20 protein-coding genes and 5 tRNA genes are annotated in these 21,104 nt (G+C 58.3%); 14 read left to right on the top strand and 11 right to left on the bottom strand.

Annotation, left to right across the window (positions count from 1 at the left end):
* The first annotated feature begins 5 nt into the window (after positions 1-5).
* Positions 6-1,382: a TRAP transporter large permease gene (locus ACORLH_RS07870; RefSeq protein WP_321832116.1), complete on the top strand. Its 1,377-nt coding sequence runs from the start codon at positions 6-8 to the stop codon at positions 1,380-1,382.
* An 85-nt stretch (positions 1,383-1,467) separates the two neighbouring features.
* Here ACORLH_RS07870 and ACORLH_RS07875 read toward each other — a convergent pair whose 3' ends face one another.
* The 8 genes from ACORLH_RS07875 to ACORLH_RS07910 form a co-directional block, all read right to left on the bottom strand.
* On the bottom strand, positions 1,468-2,073 hold the full coding sequence (locus tag ACORLH_RS07875) for a class I SAM-dependent methyltransferase (RefSeq protein ID WP_321832117.1): 606 nt from the start codon (positions 2,071-2,073) through the stop codon (positions 1,468-1,470).
* 91 nt (positions 2,074-2,164) lie between these two features.
* Positions 2,165-2,917, bottom strand: a complete 753-nt coding sequence (gene tpiA / locus ACORLH_RS07880; RefSeq protein ID WP_321832118.1) for a triose-phosphate isomerase — start codon at positions 2,915-2,917, stop codon at positions 2,165-2,167.
* A gap of 111 nt (positions 2,918-3,028) precedes the next feature.
* On the bottom strand, positions 3,029-3,379 hold the full coding sequence (locus ACORLH_RS07885) for an iron-sulfur cluster assembly accessory protein (RefSeq protein WP_321832119.1): 351 nt from the start codon (positions 3,377-3,379) through the stop codon (positions 3,029-3,031).
* 44 nt (positions 3,380-3,423) lie between these two features.
* The gene (locus tag ACORLH_RS07890) at positions 3,424-4,149 is read right to left on the bottom strand and encodes a DUF3307 domain-containing protein (protein WP_321832120.1); all 726 of its coding nucleotides are present in this window, start codon (positions 4,147-4,149) and stop codon (positions 3,424-3,426) included.
* A 13-nt stretch (positions 4,150-4,162) separates the two neighbouring features.
* The gene (locus ACORLH_RS07895) at positions 4,163-4,792 is read right to left on the bottom strand and encodes a hypothetical protein (RefSeq protein ID WP_321832121.1); all 630 of its coding nucleotides are present in this window, start codon (positions 4,790-4,792) and stop codon (positions 4,163-4,165) included.
* Between the two features lie 147 nt (positions 4,793-4,939).
* Positions 4,940-5,302, bottom strand: a complete 363-nt coding sequence (locus ACORLH_RS07900; protein ID WP_321832123.1) for an SUF system Fe-S cluster assembly protein — start codon at positions 5,300-5,302, stop codon at positions 4,940-4,942.
* A gap of 120 nt (positions 5,303-5,422) precedes the next feature.
* The gene (locus ACORLH_RS07905) at positions 5,423-5,689 is read right to left on the bottom strand and encodes a hypothetical protein (protein WP_321832124.1); all 267 of its coding nucleotides are present in this window, start codon (positions 5,687-5,689) and stop codon (positions 5,423-5,425) included.
* A complete protein-coding gene (locus tag ACORLH_RS07910; RefSeq protein ID WP_321832125.1) occupies positions 5,689-6,585 on the bottom strand; it encodes an SPFH domain-containing protein in 897 nt (298 codons plus the stop codon). Before ACORLH_RS07910 ends, ACORLH_RS07905 begins: the two co-directional genes overlap by 1 nt.
* A gap of 128 nt (positions 6,586-6,713) precedes the next feature.
* On the opposite strand from ACORLH_RS07910, the gene tgt reads away from it, so the two are divergent.
* The 12 genes from tgt to ACORLH_RS07970 all read left to right on the top strand — a co-directional run bounded on the left by tgt (position 6,714) and on the right by ACORLH_RS07970 (position 16,585).
* Complete coding sequence (tgt, locus tag ACORLH_RS07915; protein ID WP_321832126.1) at positions 6,714-7,844, top strand: tRNA guanosine(34) transglycosylase Tgt; 1,131 nt, start codon at positions 6,714-6,716, stop codon at positions 7,842-7,844.
* Between the two features lie 66 nt (positions 7,845-7,910).
* Positions 7,911-8,321 (top strand): hypothetical protein, encoded by a 411-nt coding sequence (locus tag ACORLH_RS07920; RefSeq protein ID WP_321832127.1) that lies wholly within the window; start codon positions 7,911-7,913, stop codon positions 8,319-8,321.
* A 381-nt stretch (positions 8,322-8,702) separates the two neighbouring features.
* The gene (locus ACORLH_RS07925) at positions 8,703-10,001 is read left to right on the top strand and encodes a PAS domain-containing protein (protein ID WP_321832128.1); all 1,299 of its coding nucleotides are present in this window, start codon (positions 8,703-8,705) and stop codon (positions 9,999-10,001) included.
* A 264-nt stretch (positions 10,002-10,265) separates the two neighbouring features.
* Positions 10,266-12,671 carry an endopeptidase La gene (gene lon, locus ACORLH_RS07930; protein WP_321832129.1) on the top strand — a complete coding sequence of 802 codons (2,406 nt, stop codon included), beginning with the start codon at positions 10,266-10,268 and terminating at the stop codon, positions 12,669-12,671.
* A gap of 240 nt (positions 12,672-12,911) precedes the next feature.
* On the top strand, positions 12,912-13,376 hold the full coding sequence (locus ACORLH_RS07935; protein ID WP_321832131.1) for an HU family DNA-binding protein: 465 nt from the start codon (positions 12,912-12,914) through the stop codon (positions 13,374-13,376).
* Between the two features lie 19 nt (positions 13,377-13,395).
* A tRNA-Val gene (locus ACORLH_RS07940) sits at positions 13,396-13,470 on the top strand.
* Positions 13,471-13,767: 297 nt separating this feature from the next.
* On the top strand, positions 13,768-14,736 hold the full coding sequence (locus ACORLH_RS07945) for a tripartite tricarboxylate transporter substrate binding protein (RefSeq protein WP_321832132.1): 969 nt from the start codon (positions 13,768-13,770) through the stop codon (positions 14,734-14,736).
* 99 nt (positions 14,737-14,835) lie between these two features.
* A tRNA-Val gene (locus tag ACORLH_RS07950) sits at positions 14,836-14,911 on the top strand.
* 160 nt (positions 14,912-15,071) lie between these two features.
* A tRNA-Val gene (locus ACORLH_RS07955) sits at positions 15,072-15,147 on the top strand.
* Positions 15,148-15,301: 154 nt separating this feature from the next.
* Positions 15,302-16,237 (top strand): pirin family protein, encoded by a 936-nt coding sequence (locus ACORLH_RS07960; protein WP_321832133.1) that lies wholly within the window; start codon positions 15,302-15,304, stop codon positions 16,235-16,237.
* Positions 16,238-16,398: 161 nt separating this feature from the next.
* Positions 16,399-16,475, top strand: a tRNA-Asp gene (locus ACORLH_RS07965).
* 33 nt (positions 16,476-16,508) lie between these two features.
* A tRNA-Asp gene (locus tag ACORLH_RS07970) sits at positions 16,509-16,585 on the top strand.
* A gap of 94 nt (positions 16,586-16,679) precedes the next feature.
* On the opposite strand, the gene ACORLH_RS07975 is transcribed toward ACORLH_RS07970, so the two are convergent.
* Positions 16,680-17,450: a hypothetical protein gene (locus ACORLH_RS07975; protein ID WP_321832134.1), complete on the bottom strand. Its 771-nt coding sequence runs from the start codon at positions 17,448-17,450 to the stop codon at positions 16,680-16,682.
* 150 nt (positions 17,451-17,600) lie between these two features.
* Between ACORLH_RS07975 and ACORLH_RS07980 the strand changes: the two genes are divergently transcribed.
* Positions 17,601-18,476: a glycosyltransferase family 2 protein gene (locus tag ACORLH_RS07980; RefSeq protein ID WP_321832135.1), complete on the top strand. Its 876-nt coding sequence runs from the start codon at positions 17,601-17,603 to the stop codon at positions 18,474-18,476.
* Position 18,477: 1 nt separating this feature from the next.
* Here ACORLH_RS07980 and ACORLH_RS07985 read toward each other — a convergent pair whose 3' ends face one another.
* Both ACORLH_RS07985 and ACORLH_RS07990 read right to left on the bottom strand, forming a co-directional pair.
* Positions 18,478-19,329: an alpha/beta hydrolase gene (locus ACORLH_RS07985; protein WP_321832138.1), complete on the bottom strand. Its 852-nt coding sequence runs from the start codon at positions 19,327-19,329 to the stop codon at positions 18,478-18,480.
* Positions 19,330-19,464: 135 nt separating this feature from the next.
* Positions 19,465-20,853: a dipeptidase gene (locus ACORLH_RS07990; RefSeq protein WP_321832140.1), complete on the bottom strand. Its 1,389-nt coding sequence runs from the start codon at positions 20,851-20,853 to the stop codon at positions 19,465-19,467.
* Between the last annotated feature and the right edge of the window lie 251 nt (positions 20,854-21,104).

The following is a 21,104-nucleotide window of genomic DNA, read 5'->3' on the forward strand; positions in this document are numbered from 1 at the left end:
GTCAGATGGAAGTTGTTTTTCTCTTTTCGATGATCATTGGCCTGTTGCTGATCGGTGTGCCGATCGCAATCTCGCTGGGCTTTTCTTCGATCATCTTCCTGTTGGTGCTGAGCGATACCTCTCTGGCGTCTATCGCGCAGACCATGTTCCAGGCGATGGCCGGGCACTATACGCTGCTGGCGATCCCCTTCTTCATCCTCGCCTCAAGCTTCATGTCGACCGGTGGTGTGGCCAAGCGGATCATCCGTTTCTCCATCGCTATTGTGGGGCATTTCCCTGGTGGTCTGGCGATTGCGGGCGTCTTTGCCTGTATGCTGTTTGCCGCGCTCTCCGGCTCGTCCCCGGCGACGGTGGTTGCCATCGGCTCCATCGTGATCGCAGGCATGCGGCAGGTGGGCTATTCCAAGGACTTCGCCGCCGGTGTGATTGCCAACGCAGGGACCCTGGGCATCCTGATCCCACCGTCGATCGTGATGGTGGTTTATGCCTCGGCTGTTGAGGTGTCCGTTGGCCGGATGTTCCTGGCGGGTGTGATCCCGGGCCTGATGGCGGGTTCGATGCTGATGATCACCATCTATGTGATCGCGCGTGTGAAGAACTTGCCGAAAGGTGACTGGCTGGGCTGGGGTGAGGTCTTTGCCTCAGGTCTGGATGCGGTCTGGGGTCTGTTCCTGATCGTGATCATTCTGGGCGGTATCTACGGCGGTATCTTCACCCCGACCGAAGCCGCGGCCGTTGCAGCTGTCTACGCCTTCCTGATTTCCAGCTTTGTCTATCGTGACATGGGGCCGCTCAGCCGTCCCGAAGGGGAAAAGAACCTGACGCTGCTGCAAAAGCCGGTTGCACTGATCACGGCCTTTTTCCACCGCGACACCAAGAACACGCTGTTTGAGGCGGGCAAGCTGACCGTGACGTTGATGTTCATCATCGCCAACGCGCTGATCCTGAAACACGTGCTGACCGATGAACAGATCCCGCAACAACTGGCCTCGGCCATGCTGGATGCTGGTCTGGGTCCGGTGATGTTCCTGGTGATCGTGAACGTGATCCTGCTGATCGGTGGTCAGTTCATGGAGCCCTCGGGCCTCCTGGTGATCGTGGCGCCGCTGGTGTTCCCGATCGCGATCGAGCTGGGCATCGACCCGATCCATCTGGGCATCATCATGGTGGTCAACATGGAAATCGGCATGATCACCCCGCCGGTTGGTCTGAACCTCTTCGTAACCTCGGGCGTGGCAGGGATGCCGATGATGCGGGTTGTACGGGCGGCGTTGCCCTTCCTGGCCGTGCTCTTCGTCTTCCTGATCATGGTGACCTATATCCCGGCGATCTCAACCTTCCTGCCCAACCACTTTATGGGGCCGGAGATCATCACCAAATAGATCTGTTGAGATCACTGAAAGAACCGAAGCGGCGCCCTCAGAGGCGCCGTTTTCATTTTGAGTATTTGGGGAACGTTGAAAGCTGTCAGCGCCGCGCGATGTAGCCGTGGCTGGTGCGATATGGCGGGCCTGAGGGGAAGGGGATCAGCTGAATATCCCCGAAGCCAGCGGCAGCCAGGTGATCCCGCGCCTGATCCGGCCGATAGGCCCGGTGCCCCCACCGCCAGCGAATAAGCGCCGTACACCAATGCGGCCGCGACAGGGCCAGCACAAAGCTGCCCCCGGGGGCAAGGCTCTGGTGCAGCCAGCGGAGCGCCGGGGTTATCTCCAGATGCTCCAGCACATGGGCGCAGAGGAGGACGTCATATTGACCCAGCCGATCGCCAAGCCTGGCATCTTTGATCTGCACGGTCTGCGGCCAGTCCTGAGACTGTGCGGCGGCTTCACGGCGCATCTCGGGATTGGGATCGGCGAGGGTCAGCTGGCAATTGGCAGGCGCCTGTTTGGCAAAACTGGCTGCAAAGGCGCCGGAGCCGGTGCCGATATCAAGAACCCGTGCCTGATCAGGCAGCGGGGGCAACTGCGCCATGAGGTGATCGTAGGCACGGGTGTAGCCCAACTTGCCCAGCCGCTGGTGCCAGCGCGGAGCATGTTTGGAATAAAGCTGGTCGTGGTCAGACGTGGCGGTCATCGGGTCCTCTAGGCATCGGATGAGCCTAGGGGCCGGTCATGCTGCGCGTCAACGGCCCAGAGGGGGAACGCGCAGCATTGTGATCAGAGGTTCAGGCAGAGGCTTCCAATGCGGCGATGATGCCGGTGAAGTCTGCCGCTTTCAGGCTGGCGCCGCCAACCAATGCGCCGTCCACGTTGGAGACCGCAAAAATCTCCGCAGCGTTGCCGGGTTTCACTGAACCGCCATAAAGCAACCGGGTGGAGCGGCCGACACCAGCGCCAAAGCGGCGTTCCAGCTGGCCACGGATGAAATCATGCACTTCGCCGATCTGATCCAATGTGGGGATTTTGCCGGTGCCGATGGCCCAGATCGGCTCATAAGCGACGACAAGGTTTTCGCCGGTCGAATTGTCGGGGATCGATGTCGCCAGCTGGCCGCCGATGATGTCCAATGTGTTGGAGGCTTCGCGCTGTTCCAGCGACTCGCCCACACAGATCACGGTGATCAACCCGGCCTCATGGGCGGCGCGGGCTTTCTGACGGATCAGCTCATCGCTTTCGCCGTGGTCTTCGCGGCGCTCTGAATGACCCAGGATCACCGCCTTGGCGCCGGCATCAACCAGCATTTCGGCAGAAACATCACCAGTGTGCGCGCCCGAGGCCGCCGGGTGGCAGTCCTGCCCGCCAATCATCAGGGGTTTGTTGCCGACCTGTGCGGCGGCCGCGCCAACAAGTGTGGCAGGCGGGCAGATCATCAGGTCAACAGCGGGGGCAGGGTGGGCGGCGGTCAGCGCGTCCAACTGATCAAGCTGGGCCGACAGCCCGTTCATTTTCCAATTGCCAGCGGCCAGTTTGCGGCGCATGTCATCCACTCCCTCAAAATCCGATTTGCACGCACATACGTGATGACTGTCAGTTGCACCAACAGCCTAGCAAAGCGCAAGGGGGAGGGGGGAAATCAGCCGCTTGGCGGGTCACATTCCGGCGAATTTGATCGATTCACCACAGCCGCAGGCTTCGGTCACGTTCGGGTTGTTGAACTTGAACCCAGCTTCCAGCAGCGAGACCTCATAGTCGATCTCAGTCCCGAAAAGGAACATCTGCGCCATCGGGGCGATCATCACCCGGGCACCGTCCTGTTCCACGATCTCATCATTGGGATCGATGGTTTCGGCGTAATCCATGGTGTATTCCATACCCGCGCAGCCGCCTTTCTTGACGCCGATCCGCAGCCCCTGATGGCCGTCTTTCTCCATCAGCTTGGCAATCTGTGCAGCGGCTTTCGGGGTCAGGCTCACGGCCTGTTTGCCGGGGATGGAGAACATATCAAGGTCCTTTGGGGGAACTGTTGCGCGTTGGTCCCCTCTATTTAGGTTGGTTTGGGGACGATCTCAAGCGGTGGCAGATGGATCAACAGGTTTTGAACTGCAATCGCGATGATCAGGGCCCAGCCGAAACTGAACAAAGTGCCGATGATGACATATTCGGTGGCTTTGCGATCGCCCGAAACAGTGCCAAAGCGCAGGATCGATTTCGCCGCAACCAGAAAGCCGATGCCGCCGGTTTCGCCGATCAGCACCAAGAGGTAAATGAGGCCACGTTCCAAAAGGCCGATGGTGGCGCCGCCGCCGGGCAGGCCTTCGTCTTCGGGGGTGTCTGAGACCTCATGATCGCGCATCAGCAGGGCCGTGGCGAAACCACCGGCGCGGGTGGCTAGAACAGCGCCCGCCATGATGGACATTAGCGGCGGCAGCAGGGGCTGTGTGGCCCAGAACCCGCTGGCCCACAGGCCGGGCACCAGAGTGGCGACCAGAACAAGTGTGGCCAGATGTGCCAGTTGATCGCAGAGGAACCCGGTCAGCCCGTTAAAACCGCCATAGGTTTTGACCGCGTCGATGATCAGATGGGCGGCGGCCAGCGCCAGCAGTGGCCAGGCGGTGACATGACCCAGGCTCAGCTGAGCGGTCAGCAGCACCAGAACAGCATGCAGCAAAAGCACACCAACCTGGCGTTTTCGCGCCACCATCCAACGTGTTTGCAGGACGAAATCTGCAAGGACATGCGCAAACAGCAGCGCGGCAAAAGTTTCAAACATCAAAAGGCTCTGTTCAGAATAAAGACGTGTCAGTTTCAATCATTTCCAATGCCTCTGACAAGGCCGGATAGCCCGCAGACCAAAGCGATCTGTTGACCGATTGCCGGCTGACGCCCAACGCCTTGGCAATATCGGCGCGTTTTGGCGCGCCGGGTGGCAGTTGCTGCGCTAAGGCCCGCGCCTGTGCCTCTGTCCAGTCACGGCTGATGTGATCCGCCAGCAGGGTCGCAGCGCCTAAGGACGCGGCGCCCCAACGCAGGCTTTCTTCGTCTTTCATTGTTTCAAGCAATCGGCCAGAGGCCACGTAGACCGGGCCGATCGCGGCGTTGGGATTGCCGTCAGGGGGCAGGGCGTCTGCGCCATTGGCGATGGCAATGCGGCTGTCATGGGCCTTGCCCAGACTGCGCAGGCTGGCGCGCAGGGTGAGGGCGGCGCGCAGGCCAAATTCCGCGCATGACAGTACCAGCTGCCAGCCGTCACCACCGCGCAGGCCAAAGGCCGCCTCGACCCCCGGCCAGCTGCCGATCTGGATCGCAGTGACGCGCAGATTGTCCAGCGCCTGTTGCTGTTGGTCAGGCGTCAGATCCGAGGATCGGATCAGATCGCCCGTCAGCACGGCAATATTCTGGGAGTCCTGTGTCATGACTATAAGAAGCCATATTTGGCTTCTTTGGTCAAGAGAAGCTTATTTTGGCTTCTTTGTGGTGAGGAAGTCGAAATCGGCTTCCCAAAAGAAAAGCAGGCCCGAAGACCTGCTTTGATATCGTGACGCGGTGCAGCGTGGGTGGCGTTACATAAACCCCAGTTCCAGCCGCGCTTCGTCGCTCATCATTTCCATGCCCCAGGGCGGTTCCCAGGTCAGGTCGACCTCAACGTGTTGCACGCCGTCCATCGGTTCAACCGCATCGACAACCCAGCCCGGCATTTCACCGGCAACGGGGCAGCCCGGCGCGGTCAGCGTCATGATGATCGACACGCGATTGTCGTCAGAGATGTTGATCGTGTAGATCAGGCCCAGATCGTAAATATTGACCGGAATTTCAGGGTCATAGACGGTCCGGCAGGCCTCAACCACTTTGTCATACAGAGGGTGAGAGACGCTGGAGGGGGCAATCAGCGGGGTGCCTTCAAGCGGTTCAGCATTATCGTTCATGACGTCCGTCCATGTTAACCTGAGCGAAGATATAAGGTTTTGAGACGTGAAGGTCCATAGCTGGCGCCGCAAATCTCCTCAGGGCGAAGTGTCGCCCTGAGGAGAGTGATAGGCATTGCCTTAGTCGTTGATGTCGTTGTCAAAAACCTTGCGGCCCGACTGGCGGAAGCCAAACACGCGTCGCATGACAAACCAGGCGATGAGCGACAGAACCGCAAAGGCGACGGCAAGCTGCGGTACACTCAGCCCGCCCCACGCCGCCAACGGTGCGGTCAGCGCCGCGCCTGCCGCAAAGCCCAGAAAGATCGAACCGGGCAGGAAAATCTCGGCGATGCCGAGGCCCAGTGCCACGGCCAACCAGACCCACCAGATCTCAAACACGGACATTATTTGCTTCCTTTCAGCAGTTTGAAGGCATCGCCAAAGGCTTCCAGCGCATGGGCGGGCACAACAATGGTTTGTTTGCCTTCACCCGCGCCCAGCGTGTTCAGCGATTCCACCTGTTTCAACGCCACCTGATACTGCGCCGCCTCAATCCCGTTTTCACGGATCGCCTTGGCCACCACTTCGGTTGCATAGGCTTCGGCTTCGGCCTCAATCCGACGCGCCTTGGCGTTTTGTTCCGCGGCATACAGCTCCGCGTCTGCGGCCAGTTCGACCGAACGCTTTTCGCCCTCCGCCTCCGTCACTTGTGCCCGGCGGGCCCGTTCGGCGTTCAGCTGCTGCAGCATCGCATCGCGGGTGGCCTGATCAAGGTTCACATCCAGGATCTCGGCGCGGGTCACTTCAATGCCCCAGTCATCCACTGCATCCTCAACCAGCGTCTGGATCTGATTGATCAGCTGCGCCCGGTTCGATTGCACCTCATCGAGGTCCATTTTACCAATCTCGGCCCGCACGATACCAGCAACTGTGGTGGAAATTGCACCATCAACGTCGCGGATCCGGTAAACGGTCTTTTCCGGCTCCAGAATGCGGTAGAACACCGAGGTGTCGATCTGAACCAGAACGTTGTCCTTGGTGATGGCGTCCTGGCTGGCGTTGGGCAGCTGGCGCTCCAGGATCGAGATCTGATGCGCCACCTTATCCAGGAAAGGCACAATCACGTTGATGCCCGGCCCCAGAACCGAATGCAGCCGGCCAAACCGTTCAACCACAAACTTCTGCGACTGCGGCACTATGCGCACGCCTTTGAATATGACGGCAATGATGAACAGGGCGATCAGTAGCCAGATCACCGTCATCGGGCTATTTACAATAAAATCAAGAAACACGTTGTCCATTTTAGACTATTCCCTTTGGCAAATTCGCTTTCTAGATAAGCAATTCCGCCTTTGCCTTCCAGAGGGGGAAAGGCTAAGCAGCGCCGAATTGGCCCCCAAGGGCAGATCAGCAACAAATGAGATGTGGCATGAGCGAGAAGTTTTCTTTCGAAAAGCTGGGTCAGGATGGTAAGGCCCGAACCGGGGTGATCCATACCACGCGGGGCGATATCCGCACGCCAGCCTTCATGCCGGTTGGAACCGCTGCAACTGTGAAGGCGATGATGCCCGAGAGCGTTGCTGCGACCGGTGCAGACATTCTGCTGGGCAACACCTACCACCTGATGCTGCGTCCTACGGCGGAACGGATCGATGCGCTTGGCGGGCTGCATAAGTTCATGAACTGGGACAAGCCGATCCTGACGGACTCGGGCGGGTTTCAGGTGATGTCGCTGGCCGGTCTGCGCAAGCTGACCGAGAAGGGCGTGACCTTCAAATCCCACATCGATGGTTCGCGTCATGAGTTGACGCCGGAACGCTCGATGGAGATCCAGCGTCTGCTGGGGTCAGACATTGTGATGTGTTTCGACGAATGCCCGGCGCTGCCTGCGGATCGCGATACCATTGCCAAATCCATGCGCATGTCGATGCGGTGGGCGCAGCGGTCGCGCGATGCCTTTGGGGATCGTCCGGGCCATGCGCTGTTTGGCATTCAGCAGGGTGGGCTGGAACAGGATTTCCGTCAGGAAAGCGCTGAGGCCCTGCGTGAGATTGGTTTTGACGGCTATGCCGTTGGCGGCCTTGCCGTGGGGGAGGGGCAGGAGAACATGTTCGGTTGCCTTGATTTCGCACCGGACATGCTGCCCGAGGACAAGCCGCGCTATCTGATGGGCGTCGGCAAACCTGATGACATCGTGGGGGCTGTGGCCCGTGGCATCGACATGATGGACTGTGTGCTGCCGTCCCGGTCGGGGCGCACCGGTCAGGCCTTCACCCGGCATGGCGTGGTCAATATCAAGAACGCCCGCCATCAGGACGATCCGCGCCCCTTGGATGAACAGTGCAGCTGCCCGGCCTGCAGCAACTATTCCCGCGCCTATCTGCACCACGTCTATCGCAGCCAGGAGATGATCTCGGGCATGCTGCTGACCTGGCACAACCTGCATTACTTCCAGGAGCTGATGCAGGGCATGCGCGATGCCATTGCCGCCGGCACCTTTGAGGCCTTCCAGAAAGACTTCCATGAGACCCGGGCCAACGGGGACATTGAACGCCTTTAACCTACATTTCTGTTGTCTCGATAGCGCATAAGGTGCAATGATCGGGGCAGAGTTGAGGGGCGGTTGATGGTTTCCAGATATATCTATGGCCGGATGGTCCGTTTGATCTGCGCAATGGATCTGGTGATCCTTGCGCCGTTGGTTGTGCCTGTGATCAATCAGCACTACCTTGTTGCCCTTGCGGGCCTTGGCGCGCCGCAGGGCGTTGCGGATGGGTTTGCCGTATCAAACCTTAGCCTGATGCTGGCGCAGCTGGTTGGCCTGCTGGGCTGCGGCTGGGCGCTGTGGCGCTGGCGCAATTCCACGCAGGAGATGGGCCGTTTTACCGGTGCGTTGCGTCTGGCGATTGCCCTTGTTTTGCTAACCAGCTACCTCAATACCGCACTGCCGGTTCTGCAACTGTTTGCCTTGCTGGAAGGGCTGGTCGCGCTGGTGCATTTCGTGCCATTGCGGCGTCATATCGTGGTGATTGACTGACCTTTTCCGCGCCCGTGCCAGGGTGATTGCACATAAAGATGTGAAATCCATATACCTTTGTGGTTAAAGGGATTTTTCCGATTTTTCTGATCAATTTTGTCGCAGCCTGATGCGGTCGCTGTCAGCGCGATTGTGTTGCAAAGTCAACAAAATCAGGGGCTTCGCTCCCATGCCGGAATGTCACCAAAATTTGACGTCTGTCAAAGGCACTGCTGGGAGTGGTTTGCGCTCTAAAAGTCCCCTCCGGATGACCGTTTCATTAATGGCGATCAAGAGTCGTCCTTCCGGTTGGTTCAGCTGCCTGTGACCGGAAACGAACCTGCTGTCGCGGGCAGGAGTGAAGGACCCCTTTCAGCAGCTGAAGCAGAACGGATTTTTGCGATGAACCGGATTTCGTCAGATCCTTTTTCAGCGGATCACGATGCTGTCCATGCTGCCGCATCAGCACGGACAGTTGCCGAAGTGAATGTCGAAGAAACATCTGGAATTGATGAACTTTTCTTCTCGCGCACCGATGGGCGCGGGGTGATTGAAGCCTATAATGAGATCTTCGTGCGCGTCGCGGGGTTTGCCGGCAGCGAATTGCAGGGCGCGCCGCATAAGATCATTCGTCATAGCGAAATGCCCAAGGCGGTGTTCTGGCTGTTGTGGAACGGTCTGAAACAGGGATCCCCTGTCGGCGCTTACGTTAAGAACAAGACAAAAGAAGGCAAATATTACTGGGTCTTCGCGATCGCCTCGCCAATTGAGGGCGGCGGCTATTTGTCTGTGCGCCTGAAACCCTCCAGCCCGCTGCTGGATGGGGTACAGGATCTCTACCGCGAAGCGCTGGACGCGGAAAAAGCCGAAGATCTGTCACCAGAAGACAGCGCTCTGCGCCTGATGGAGCGGATCAAAGAACTTGGCTTCCCGACCTATGCGATGTTCCAGGCCCATGCCATCCATCAGGAGTTTGAGGCACGTCGGGTCGTGATGCACAAACCCCAGTTTGCGGACCTGTCAAACATCAACACCATTTCGGACAATGCAGCCAAGCTGCGCCATGAGCTGAACCTCTTGTCCGAGAAGTTCCACAATGCGGCGCTGCTGACGGCGAATATGAAGATCTTCGCGGCCAAACTGCCGGTGGGGCGCTCAACCATCAATGAGATCGCCAAAAACTACGATCTGATGCTGCGCGATATTCAGAACCACCTAAAGACGCTGCATGTCGTAGAAGAATATGAGGGTCTGTGGGAGGTTTCCCGCGATCAGAACTCCTTCTTCATGCTCTGCGCCTCCCACCTGATGGAGGAGCTTTGCGTGAACTTCGAAAAAGAGGGCTGCCTTGGTGGCAAGACTTCAAAGTCCGAAGAAACCCGCACACTGAACCGGCTGCGCAATGACTACAAGAAACAGTCGCTTGAGGCGGTGTTGCACGGCATCCAGTCCGCATTGACCATCCAGCGCCGCACCGAGTTTCTGCGCCGGATGATCCTGGGCCTGTCGACCATCCGCATTGCCTGCCGGGTTGAGGCAGGGATGCTGCGGGACAGTGCCAAGGGTTTGGATAACATCGTTGGCCGCCTTGATGGGTTCCATGATGAGGTTGAGGCACATCTGGCGGTCATCCAGCAGGCCGTTAATGCGATCCTGAAAGGGGTTGACCGTTCAATCACCGGACAGCCTGAGGCCGCGTGATGCAACGGATGGATGGACCTTGTCGCAAAATACCGCGACATCCCTCTAACTTGGCCTGAAATTTGCGCCTGTGCTTCCAACAAAAGGGGGCACAGGCGATTTCGCGCCTTGCTCATCCTTGCCGCCCACGGCAAATTGAATTCGGGAGAAGACCATGCGGTTGAAATCGGAGCGACGCTCCCCAGATTAAATCGCAGGAAACGGAGAAGGCCGCGGCTGCCAAATGTGGGGCCAGTGCCTTTTTGCCAAGAACAAGGAAACCCTATGCAAGAGCCACTCAACGCATCCTATCCAGTTCTGCCGCTGCGCGACATCGTTGTGTTCCCACACATGATCGTGCCGCTTTTCGTCGGACGCGATAAATCGGTCCGCGCGCTGGAAGAGGTGATGCAGGACGACAAGCAGATTCTGCTGTCCAGTCAGGTCGACCCGGCCGAAGACGATCCTCAAACCGATGGTATCTACAAAAGCGGCGTGCTGGCCAATGTGCTGCAGCTGCTGAAACTGCCCGATGGCACCGTGAAGGTGCTGGTCGAAGGTCAGGCCCGTGTGAAAATCACGGAATACATTGAAAATGATGACTTCTTTGAAGCGCGCGCCGAGTATCTGAACGAGATCCCGGGCGACGTTGCGACCATCGAGGCGCTGCTGCGCACCGTCGGTGCGGAGTTTGAACGCTACGCCAAGGTCAAGAAAAACATCCCCGAAGAAGCGCTTGTCACAGTTTCGGAAACCTCCGATCCGGCCAAGCTGGCTGATCTGGTTGCCGGCCACCTTGGCATCGAAGTGGCCCAGAAGCAGGAGCTTCTGGAAACCCTCAGCGTCAGCGAACGGCTGGAGAAGGTCTATGGCCTGATGCAGGGCGAAATGTCCGTGCTGCAGGTTGAGAAAAAGATCAAAACCCGCGTCAAATCCCAGATGGAGCGCACGCAGCGCGAATACTATCTGAATGAGCAGATGAAGGCCATTCAGAAGGAACTGGGCGACGGTGAGGATGGCTCGAATGAGATCACCGAGCTGGAAGAGAAAATCGCCGGCACCAAGCTGTCGAAAGAAGCCAAGGAGAAGGTCGATGCCGAGCTGAAAAAGCTCAAGTCGATGTCCCCGATGAGCGCCGAAGCGACCGTTGTGCGCAACTACCTCGACTGGATCCTGTCGATCCCGTGGGGTGTGAAGTCACGGGTCAAGAAAGACCTGGGCCGCGCGCAGGACATTCTGGACAAAGATCATTACGGTCTTGAGAAGGTCAAAGAGCGGATTGTTGAATATCTTGCCGTGCAGCAGCGCAGCCAGAAACTCAAAGGCCCGATCCTGTGCCTTGTTGGTCCTCCGGGTGTTGGTAAAACCTCGCTGGGTAAATCTGTTGCCAAGGCAACGGGGCGCGAGTTTATCCGCATCAGCCTTGGCGGCGTGCGCGATGAATCCGAAATCCGCGGTCACCGCCGGACCTATATCGGCTCCATGCCCGGTAAGATCATTCAGGCGCTGAAAAAGGCGAAAACCACGAACCCGCTGATCCTCTTGGATGAGATTGATAAGATGGGCCAGGACTTCCGTGGCGATCCCGCATCGGCCATGCTGGAAGTGTTGGATCCGGAACAGAACGGCACCTTTGTCGATCACTATCTTGAGGTCGAATATGACCTGTCGAACGTGATGTTCCTGACCACCTCGAACAGCTACAACATGCCGGGTCCGCTGCTGGACCGGATGGAGATCATCCCGCTGGCTGGCTACACCGAAGACGAAAAGATCGAAATTGCCAAACAGCACCTCGTGCCCAAGCAGGTTAAAAACCACGGCCTCAAGAAAGATGAGTTCGAGGTGGATGACAGCGCCCTGACCGAAGTGGTCCGCCACTACACCCGCGAAGCGGGCGTGCGGAACATGGAACGTGAGGTCGGCAAAATGGCGCGGAAGGCGATCACCAAGATCGTCAAAGGCGAAGCGCAGTCGATCAAGGTGGATGCCGAAAATATCGATGACTTCCTGGGCGTGAAGAAGTTCCGCTACGGTTTGGCCGAGAAGGAGGATCAAGTTGGTGTTGTCACCGGTCTGGCCTATACCTCGGTCGGTGGTGATCTGCTGCACATCGAGGCGCTGAAACTGCCGGGCAAAGGTCGGATGAAGACCACCGGTAAGCTGGGCGACGTGATGAAGGAGTCGATTGATGCGGCTTCGTCTTACGTGCGTTCGGTGGCGCCGCAGATCGGTGTGAAACCGCCGCAGTTCGAAAAGTGGGACATCCACGTGCACGTGCCCGATGGCGCAACACCCAAAGACGGCCCCTCGGCCGGTCTGGCCATGGTGACTTCGATCGTTTCGGTGCTGACCGGCATTCCGGTGCGCAAAGACATTGCCATGACAGGTGAGGTCAGCCTGCGCGGCAACGCCATGCCCATCGGTGGTCTGAAGGAAAAACTGCTGGCCGCCCTGCGCGGCGGGATCAAAACCGTTCTCATCCCTGAAGAGAACGAAAAAGATCTGGCAGATATTCCCGACAACGTGAAAGACGGGCTGAAGATCATCCCGGTGACCCATGTGACCGAAGTGCTGAAGCTGGCGCTGACCGACACGCCCGAAGCGATTGAATGGGACGAGGCCGCTGAAGAAGCCGCCGCAGCCGCTGCGCTGAAGGATAAATCAGGACCCGGCGCCACCGCGCACTGATCCTGATCGGTTGATTGAGACAAAAACGCCCCCGGTCGACAGCCGGGGCGTTTTCATTTGTGGCGCCAGTAACGGACGATAGTCGGCAACAGCGCGGATGCTATGGCCGCGTCTTTGTGTCGGATTTGGCAACAATTTCATTAATTTCCGGGCAAATCAGGTGGCTTCTCTGGCTTTTTCCGGTGATTTGTGAATAGATGGGCAACAATAAAACGATAAAAATCGGCGCAGAGGCATCTCATGACACGCACGAGCACAAAGACGAGCAAGACCACACGCAGTACCGCCACACGCAGCACCGCGGCCAAGACAACCCGCAAATCTGCGGCCAAATCGACCCTTCCGAAAACCCGCAAGTCCAGCTCCGCAGCAACCCCAGCCGCAGACGCGCCAGAGGCCGTGGTGGTACAGGAATCGGTTCCTGTGTCGGATCTGGGTGAGCTGAAGAAAGTTGAACTGATCGAAATGATCGTGGAGCGCACCGGCGTTAAGAAACGCGATGCGAAACCAACCATCGAAGCCGCATTGCAGATCCTTGGTGAGGCGCTGGCCGAAGGGCGTGAGCTGAACCTACAGCCACTGGGTAAGATCCGCGTCAACCGGATGAAAAAACTGTCCAGCGCCCGGGTGATGACCTGTAAAGTGCGGCAGACCATCAAGGAAGAAACCACCGATCCGGAACCGCTTGCCGAAGCCGCGGAGTGACGCTAGAAGACGCGCCTTCGGGGGATTAGCTCAGTGGTAGAGCGCTTCGTTCACATCGAAGATGTCAGGAGTTCAAATCTCTTATCACCCACCATCTTTTCCGTGATCTCATGATCTCAAAAGGCGCTCCCCAACCCGGGTTGAGCGCCTTTTTCTTGCATCCACCAGCCCGACATCATCTTGCCCGATGGGCAATATACATTTCTTTCCTCACTCCCTTGGCTTGCGTAAAATAATGCATGCATTGCAATGACTTGAAATGACTCGCCTTAGGCGAGTATAAATGTGAGAAGTGAAAAAATGCTGGTTTGCCAATCCTCCAAGGCTAGGTCCCAAGGAACGGGTGGCGGCATTGGCTGTCGTGGGATGAGACTTCAGAGGGATAGACGCAATGAAAGTGTTCACGAAGATCTGCATCGGCGCTTCGGTGGTGCTGGGTGGATTTGCCGGCAACCTCCTGTCTCATCCGCAAGAAGCCTGGGCGCAGCATTATCCTGAACGCACGATTGAGGTTGTCACCCATTCCGGCGCCGGGGGCGGCACCGATGTGACCACACGGATGATGATGCTGCGGGGACGGCGGGAGCTGCACACCGATATGGTGGTGGTGAACCGGCCCGGCAAAGGTGGCGCTGCGGCGCTGGCCTATATGATGTCTCAGGCCGCTGATGGCCATACGCTGCTGACCTTCACCAGCGGTCATGCCACCGCAATTGCTCTGGGCCTCAGCGATGTCGGGGTTGGCGATCTGCGAGCCATTGCCCGGGGAACCGACGATCCGCAGATCCTGATGGCGCGTTGCGGCGCCTTTGACGATGGCGCCGCGCTGATCGCGGCACAGCAGACGGACAGCCTGACCTATGGCGTCACGCAACTGCGCGGCGTTGATGAGGTTACGGCCAAGTTGTTCGCCCAACGCAGCAACAGCACCATGCCTCAGCTGTTGGTCTACTCAGGCGGCGCCACCCTGGCGCAGGCCGTGGTGGACGGCGCGGTACAGGTTGCGGTGCTTAACTACGGTGAGGCCGGCGCCCAGCTGGAAGGCGGTAGCCTTTGCCCGCTGATCGTTCTGGCTGAGGATCGCATGTCCCAGCTGCCCAACATCCCAACCGGGCAGGAGCTGGGGGTCGATCTGGCGCTATCGACCGTGCGGGGCTTTGCCGTGCATCGTGATACGCCTGATGATGTGGTCGCCCAGTTGGAAGAGGCGTTGTTAACAGCGATGCGCCATCCGCTTTATCAGGGCTATCTGACCTCAGTCGGGCTGGACGAAACATCGGTTGCGGGGGCCGATATTTGGGGTGAGCAGATCACCGCGATGGTGGCAGAGATGCAGCAGAGTTTTGAGGAGTTGAAGTAGCGCCAACTCTGGCGCTGGCTTGGGCGGCGAAACTTTTTGTCACCGAAATGCAAAACGCCCCTTGCAGCGCCCCAAAGGTTTGGATAAACCGCGCCTCACGGGTCGTTAGCTCAGTTGGTAGAGCGCTTCGTTTACACCGAAGATGTCGGGAGTTCGAGCCTCTCACGACCCACCATTCCCCCTTCGATGAATGCTCTACCTCAGTCTATCTGATCGATCTGTGCATTGCTGTTTAACCCTGCGAACGGACCAAAACCAGCGCCAGACAGAATTCGGAAAAAAGTGTGACAGCCCCCCTTGCACCTGCCTGAGGCTTTGGATAGACAACGCCTCACGGGTCGTTAGCTCAGTTGGTAGAGCGCTTCGTTTACACCGAAGATGTCGGGAGTTCGAGCCTCTCACGACCCACCATTCCACCTTTAAATCAGCCGCTTAGATCGCTTGTTCCGCGTTTCAGTTGCTCTGTTGTCATCGGATCTCTGCATTTGTGCACAGATCCTGTCGGGCGATGGGGATTTTGCGGTTCTTCTAACGCTCTATGTTGGGTCTCAAAGGAGGCACCGATATGAGTTGGAACCCACTGCTAGATATTCACACGCCAATTGGCGATCAGGTGGATCAGATTGAAACCGTCATTGTGCCGCGCGCCCGTGATCTGGGCGGCTTTGAGGTGCGCCGCGCCCTGCCGCATGGGCGCCGCCAGATGGTTGGGCCGTTTATATTTTTTGATCAGATGGGGCCGGCCGAGTTTCTGACCGGGCAGGGCATCGATGTGCGCCCACATCCCCATATTGGGCTGGGCACGGTGACCTACCTCTACAAAGGGCGGCTGCACCATCGCGATTCCCTTGGCACCGATCAGTGGATTGAACCCGGCGCCGTGAACTGGATGAAAGCAGGCTACGGTATCACCCATTCTGAACGCACAGATGAAGAGATGCGCGAAAAGCCGTTCAACATGTTTGGCATTCAGACATGGCTGGCGCTGCCGGAAGGTCATGAAGATGACGCGCCACTGTTTCATCACACCCCCAAGGCGGACCTGCCGATCCTGGAAGGTGAGGGCAAGGAAATGCGCCTGATTCTGGGGCACGCCTACGGTGTTGAGGCCCCGGTGCCGATGCCCTTTGATGTGTTCTACGGCGACGTGAAGATGCAGGCCGGGGCGCAGCTGCCTTTGCCAGACGATCATGAGGACCGCGCGGTCTATGTGATTGAGGGGGAGGTCAGCCAAGCCGGTCAGACCTATGAACCGGGCCGCATGCTGGTGTTCCGCCCGGGCGATTCCATTTCCGTCACCGCAGGCGGGCAGGGCGCGCGGGTGCTGATTCTGGGCGGCGAAACCCTGAACGGCCCCCGTCATATCTGGTGGAACTTCGTCGCCTCCAGCAAAGAAAGGATTGAGGCCGCAAAAGAAGCCTGGCGTGCAGGGGATTGGGCCCATGGTCGATTCCAGCTGCCCCCCGGCGATGACGGCGAATTCATCCCTCTGCCTGATTGATTTGGTGGCGGTGAAAAGAAAATTTCGCCGCCATCCTCAATGAAAAAAGGGGGCTCACGACGGGTGGGAAACTTTTGTGATTTTTGTGACATGATCCGCTTGACGCCACCGGAAGCTCAGCATAAACACCCCTCACGCTCAAGACGATGAGCGAACAGTGAGCGGTTGTAGCTCAGTTGGTTAGAGTACCGGCCTGTCACGCCGGGGGTCGCGGGTTCGAGCCCCGTCAACCGCGCCACCACTGTTCAAACGTCGTCAGAGTGCCAGATGCGCGGTTGTAGCTCAGTTGGTTAGAGTACCGGCCTGTCACGCCGGGGGTCGCGGGTTCGAGCCCCGTCAACCGCGCCACTTCTTCCTTCGGGAAGAAACAAAGCACCCTCTGGGGTGCTTTTGTGGTATTGGGGCCTGTGGTTTTTGGCGCCGCCCCGGTCAGTCCCTTTGGTCAGGTCGGGTAGTGATACCCAAGGTGGGTTTCCAGCTTCATATCCAATGCACCGCGCATGAAGGCGCGGTCCTCTTCTGACATCTCACCCGGGGTCTCACCGCGTTGTTCGCGTGGAACCGACAGGTTGAAACGATTGCCCAAGCGGCGGTTCACCGTTTTGATGAAATCGCGCTGCATCGACAGCTCCGCAGCCTCTGCCAGCCAGCGCACGAACCCTTCGGGATCGGCCTGCACCGATTCCGCCCGCACCAGCGCCATGTTGCAGGACCGGTTCAACATACCCAGCAGGCAGGCCATCTTGACCGAGCGCATTTGGAACAGGTTTTCAAACGGCCGGCCGGTGATCGGATGGCGGTCAAATTGCAGCTCCAGCCCTTCGGTCTGGCCGGTCATTTCGCCCACCACCTCTTCGAAATCCGCTTCCCGGTCGACGATGCCGCGCCAGGGCGTGCGGATGAAGGTTGAGAAATCATTGGCCTGCAAGGCCGGGTCCAGATGCCAGGGACGTTTGTGCATCGACAGCGCCCAGGCCTCAGCGTTGCGCACCACGCCGATCATCAGGAAATCACGGGGGATCGCCACCATATGCGGCACCGCATGTTTCCAGCCCAGCGATTCCGTGCGCACGATATGCAGGTTCTTCTCGATCATTTTGCGCACCAGATTGGTGGCAGATCCGCGTTCTCCGAACACTTGGAAATGGGTCAACGGCACTGAATGAGGGCGATTGAGGTGATAGCCCGTTTCCTGAAATTCCTTGGAGACCATAAATCGCTTTCCTTGCAGTTTCGGGTCAAATGCCCCGGCATCCTGGCGACCATATTTTAATTCTCAAATTGCTTCAAACGGGTTAGACCAAAGGGGACTAACGCCGTGTGAAACAACGGTGAAATCAAAAACACGAAGCGGGTAGGGCCTATGCAGTCGACAGCAGCCATCGTCACCATGGTGCGGGATGATCATTTCTTCCTCAAGGCCTGGCTGCGCCACTATGGTCCGATCTTTGGGCGCGAAAACCTCTACATCGTGAATCATGGCCGTGGCCGCGGGGTCGAGGAACTGGCCGAGGGCTGCAACATCATCGGCATTCCCGGAGACCCGCATAAGAACTTTGACATGAAGCGCTGGCGGCTCTTGAACAACCTCGTGATGGGGCTGCGCAGCTACTACAATCATGTGATTGTCGGCGATGTGGATGAGTTGGTGGTCATCGACCCCGAAGAAGGCAAAACCCTGCTGGAATATCTGGAAGAGCAGCCAATCCGCCGTGTCTTGACGCCGCTGGGGCTGGAGGTGATCCACAGGATTGATGTGGAGCCTGAGGCGATCACAGACACAATCCTGGGCCCACGCCGCCACGTCCGATTGGCGCCGCATTACTCCAAACCTTGTGTGATTTCCGCAGGGACCAAGATCGCTCGCGGTGGCCATTTCACTCAATACGGTAAGCTGTTCACGCCCGATTGCCTGTACCTGATGCACCTGAAGTTCTGTGATTTCCCGGAATATGTCGCCGCCATGGATCGCCGCAACGCGGTCACCGGTGAAATTGGCGATGACATCAAAGAGATCTCAATTGGCCGCCATTGGTTCGCAGAAGCCCGCGGCGAAGATCGCGCCACGTTTGAGGGCTTTGCTGATCTCGAAATAATCGAAGGTTTTGATATGCGGCCCTACCGCCGCAAGATGCAGCGCAGCTTTGGGCCGCGCGGCGACACTGGTTTTTACAACTTTGCCCGGCCGGACTATCAGCTGCAGTTTCAACTGCCTGAGCGGTTTTCGGGGATCTTCTGAACTATGGTAAAAAGCGGTTGAGCGCCGCCAGCGTTTCCTCAGGATGGGTGTCGGGGAAGAAATGCCCCCCGGGCACCGCGCCGGCCCGCAGGTCGCTGCAACGCGCCTGCCAGGTTGCGGGCACATCATAGGCCTTGGCCATCGCCCCATCCGCCCCGTAAAGCACCAGGGTCGGGCAATGGACCTGCCGGTGCAGATCCGCCTCATCCAGATCAAAATCCACCTCCAGGGCAGCGCGGTAATCATTGCACATGCCGCGCACCACCTCCGGGTCCGCCCAGGCCGCGCGATAGGCCGCCATCTGGCCCGGATCAAACCCGTCAGGATCCGCCGCGCCCCAACCCTGCAAGCAGGACATGAAATAGGCCTCCGGGTCGGCGGAAATCATGGTTTCCGGCAGCGGCGAAGGTTGGGCCAGAAATAACCAGTGATAATAGGCCTTGGCCACATGGCGGTTAAGTTCGCTGAGCAACAGATGTGTTGGCACAATGTCCATCATCGTCAGGCTCTGCACCGCCCTTTCGTGATCCAGCGCCATGCGATGCGCGGTGCGCCCGCCGCGGTCATGGCCGACCAGATGAAAACGCGCGAAGCCCAAGTGCGCCATCAATTCAACCTGGTCCTGCGCCATCTGGCGAAAACTGTACTCCGCAACCGCTGGCGGCTTGCCAGAGGCGCCATAGCCCCGCAAATCCGGTGTCACCACGGTGAACCGCGCGGCTAATGAATCGGCAATCGGCCCCCACATGGCGCGGGTCTGCGGGAAGCCATGCAGAAGCAACAGCCCCGGACCGCTGCCGCGCAGATCATAGGCAATCTCGACCCCGTTCACCCGCTGTGTTCCGCTTTGCATCAGTTGTTCCTTTGTGAGTATTTGGGGATCATTGAAAGGCGCTTTCATTGTTTCAGAAATACTCTGGGGGGATGAATTGCTGAAAGCAAGAAGGGGGGCAACGCCCCCCTCCCTATTCGTACAGATCTGCCAGGTTTACTTGGTGATCGCAGCCATGATCCGCGCCCAGCTGCGGATGCCTTTGTGGAAACTCTTCAGGTCGTATTTCTCATTCGGTGAGTGGATTGCGTCATCGTCATTGGCGTAACCCACCAGCATCGAATCAAGGCCCAGGATGGTGTTGAAATAGCCAACAACAGGGATCGAGCCGCCCATGCCGGTGAACACGGCTTCGCGGTTCCATTCGTCCGACAGCGCGCCACGGGCGGCTTCGAACTCAGGGCGATCCAGGTTCATCACCGAAGCGGGCGAGCCTTCCAGGTCATTATCCCATTCGACGCTGATGTCGGTCGACAGGCGGTCCTCAACGTGTTTGCGGATCTTGTCGCGCAGTTTATCAGGGTCCATATCGCCGACCAGACGGCAGGTGATTTTACAATGCGCTTTCGACGGAAGCACGGTTTTTGAGCCGACGCCGTTGTAGCCGCCCCAGAGGCCGTTCACTTCCAGCGTGGGGCGGGCCCATTGCTGTTCCAGTGTCGAATAGCCTTTTTCGCCATGGGCCTTGGTGTAGCCGACGGAGTTCAGATACTCGGCTTCATCAAAGCCGCAGTTTTCCCACTGGCGCAGCTGATCGGCAGGCACTTCATGCACACCTTCGTAGAACCCTTCCACGGCAACAGCACCGGTTTCATCGTTGTAGAAACTGTCCACAATCCGCGACATTTCGCGCAGCGGGTTCAGGCCGGGGCCGCCGTAGTGGCCCGAGTGCAGGTCGATGCGCGGGCCGGTCAGGGTGAACTCATCCTTCAGCATGCCGCGCAGCTGCGAGGCAATCGAGGGCACGCCACGCGACACCATCGAGGTGTCACAGACCAGCGCCAGGTCGGCCTGCAGCTCTTCGCGGTGGGCCTCAAGGAACGGAATCAGCGAGGGCGAGCCGGATTCTTCTTCGCCTTCGAAGAAGAAGGTGATGCGGCAGGGCAGGCTGCCATGCACGGCTTTCCAGGCGCGGCAGGCCTCGACAAAGGTCATCAGCTGGCCCTTGTCATCAGAGGAGCCACGGCCGCGGATCACGGTGCCATGTTCGGTCTCTTCGAGCTGCGGCTCAAACGGCGGGGTGTCCCACAGATCCAGCGGATCCACCGGCTGCACATCATAGTGGCCGTAAAACAGCACATGCGGCGCGCCTTCGGGGGCGTCGTTGATGTGGCCCACAACCATTGGATGGCCCGGGGTTTCACGTTTGGCGGCATCAACGCCCATGGATTTCAGGTCTGCCACCAGCCAATCCGCTGCGCTGTCGCAGTCGGCTTTAAAGGCCGGGTCGGTTGAAATCGAAGGGATTCGCAACAGGTCCATCAGACGTTCGGTTGCGGTGCTGATGTCCTCATCGATCTGGGACAATACGGGTTCCAGCGCCATTGGCTTCTCCTTTTTGTTGAAGGGGGCGCGAAAATCGCCTGCCTCTTCCTCTGCGGCGCAAAGTAACAGCGCTTTTGGGGTTGTCCACCGGTACGCTTGATGCAAGTCAAAGCGAAAAGGAGCGTCAATTTGTAATCTTTTTTGCAGATTGCCGCCGTAGTATGTGATACTACAAAATGTGAATATGTTACGTGATGGGATGTAACGGTTGAAAAACGCCTGTCAGACGAACCGCCGAGCCAGAATAAGGA

The sequence above is a fragment of the Thalassovita sp. genome, assembly GCF_963691685.1.
In the GTDB taxonomy this organism is placed as follows: Bacteria; Pseudomonadota; Alphaproteobacteria; order Rhodobacterales; family Rhodobacteraceae; genus Thalassobius.

Excerpts from the sequence above, each read along its gene's own strand:
- ACORLH_RS07910 (WP_321832125.1), bottom strand. The coding sequence starts at position 6,585 with ATGGACAACGTGTTTCTTGATTTTATTGTAAATAGCCCGATGACGGTG.
- ACORLH_RS07945 (WP_321832132.1), top strand. The coding sequence starts at position 13,768 with ATGAAAGTGTTCACGAAGATCTGCATCGGCGCTTCGGTGGTGCTGGGT.
- ACORLH_RS07990 (WP_321832140.1), bottom strand. The coding sequence starts at position 20,853 with ATGGCGCTGGAACCCGTATTGTCCCAGATCGATGAGGACATCAGCACC.
- ACORLH_RS07935 (WP_321832131.1), top strand. The coding sequence starts at position 12,912 with ATGACACGCACGAGCACAAAGACGAGCAAGACCACACGCAGTACCGCC.
- ACORLH_RS07890 (WP_321832120.1), bottom strand. The coding sequence starts at position 4,149 with ATGTTTGAAACTTTTGCCGCGCTGCTGTTTGCGCATGTCCTTGCAGAT.
- ACORLH_RS07900 (WP_321832123.1), bottom strand. The coding sequence starts at position 5,302 with ATGAACGATAATGCTGAACCGCTTGAAGGCACCCCGCTGATTGCCCCC.
- ACORLH_RS07985 (WP_321832138.1), bottom strand. The coding sequence starts at position 19,329 with ATGCAAAGCGGAACACAGCGGGTGAACGGGGTCGAGATTGCCTATGAT.
- ACORLH_RS07960 (WP_321832133.1), top strand. The coding sequence starts at position 15,302 with ATGAGTTGGAACCCACTGCTAGATATTCACACGCCAATTGGCGATCAG.
- ACORLH_RS07980 (WP_321832135.1), top strand. The coding sequence starts at position 17,601 with ATGCAGTCGACAGCAGCCATCGTCACCATGGTGCGGGATGATCATTTC.
- ACORLH_RS07885 (WP_321832119.1), bottom strand. The coding sequence starts at position 3,379 with ATGTTCTCCATCCCCGGCAAACAGGCCGTGAGCCTGACCCCGAAAGCC.
- ACORLH_RS07905 (WP_321832124.1), bottom strand. The coding sequence starts at position 5,689 with ATGTCCGTGTTTGAGATCTGGTGGGTCTGGTTGGCCGTGGCACTGGGC.
- tgt (WP_321832126.1), top strand. The coding sequence starts at position 6,714 with ATGAGCGAGAAGTTTTCTTTCGAAAAGCTGGGTCAGGATGGTAAGGCC.
- ACORLH_RS07920 (WP_321832127.1), top strand. The coding sequence starts at position 7,911 with ATGGTTTCCAGATATATCTATGGCCGGATGGTCCGTTTGATCTGCGCA.
- lon (WP_321832129.1), top strand. The coding sequence starts at position 10,266 with ATGCAAGAGCCACTCAACGCATCCTATCCAGTTCTGCCGCTGCGCGAC.
- ACORLH_RS07870 (WP_321832116.1), top strand. The coding sequence starts at position 6 with ATGGAAGTTGTTTTTCTCTTTTCGATGATCATTGGCCTGTTGCTGATC.
- tpiA (WP_321832118.1), bottom strand. The coding sequence starts at position 2,917 with ATGCGCCGCAAACTGGCCGCTGGCAATTGGAAAATGAACGGGCTGTCG.
- ACORLH_RS07925 (WP_321832128.1), top strand. The coding sequence starts at position 8,703 with ATGAACCGGATTTCGTCAGATCCTTTTTCAGCGGATCACGATGCTGTC.
- ACORLH_RS07895 (WP_321832121.1), bottom strand. The coding sequence starts at position 4,792 with ATGACACAGGACTCCCAGAATATTGCCGTGCTGACGGGCGATCTGATC.
- ACORLH_RS07875 (WP_321832117.1), bottom strand. The coding sequence starts at position 2,073 with ATGACCGCCACGTCTGACCACGACCAGCTTTATTCCAAACATGCTCCG.
- ACORLH_RS07975 (WP_321832134.1), bottom strand. The coding sequence starts at position 17,450 with ATGGTCTCCAAGGAATTTCAGGAAACGGGCTATCACCTCAATCGCCCT.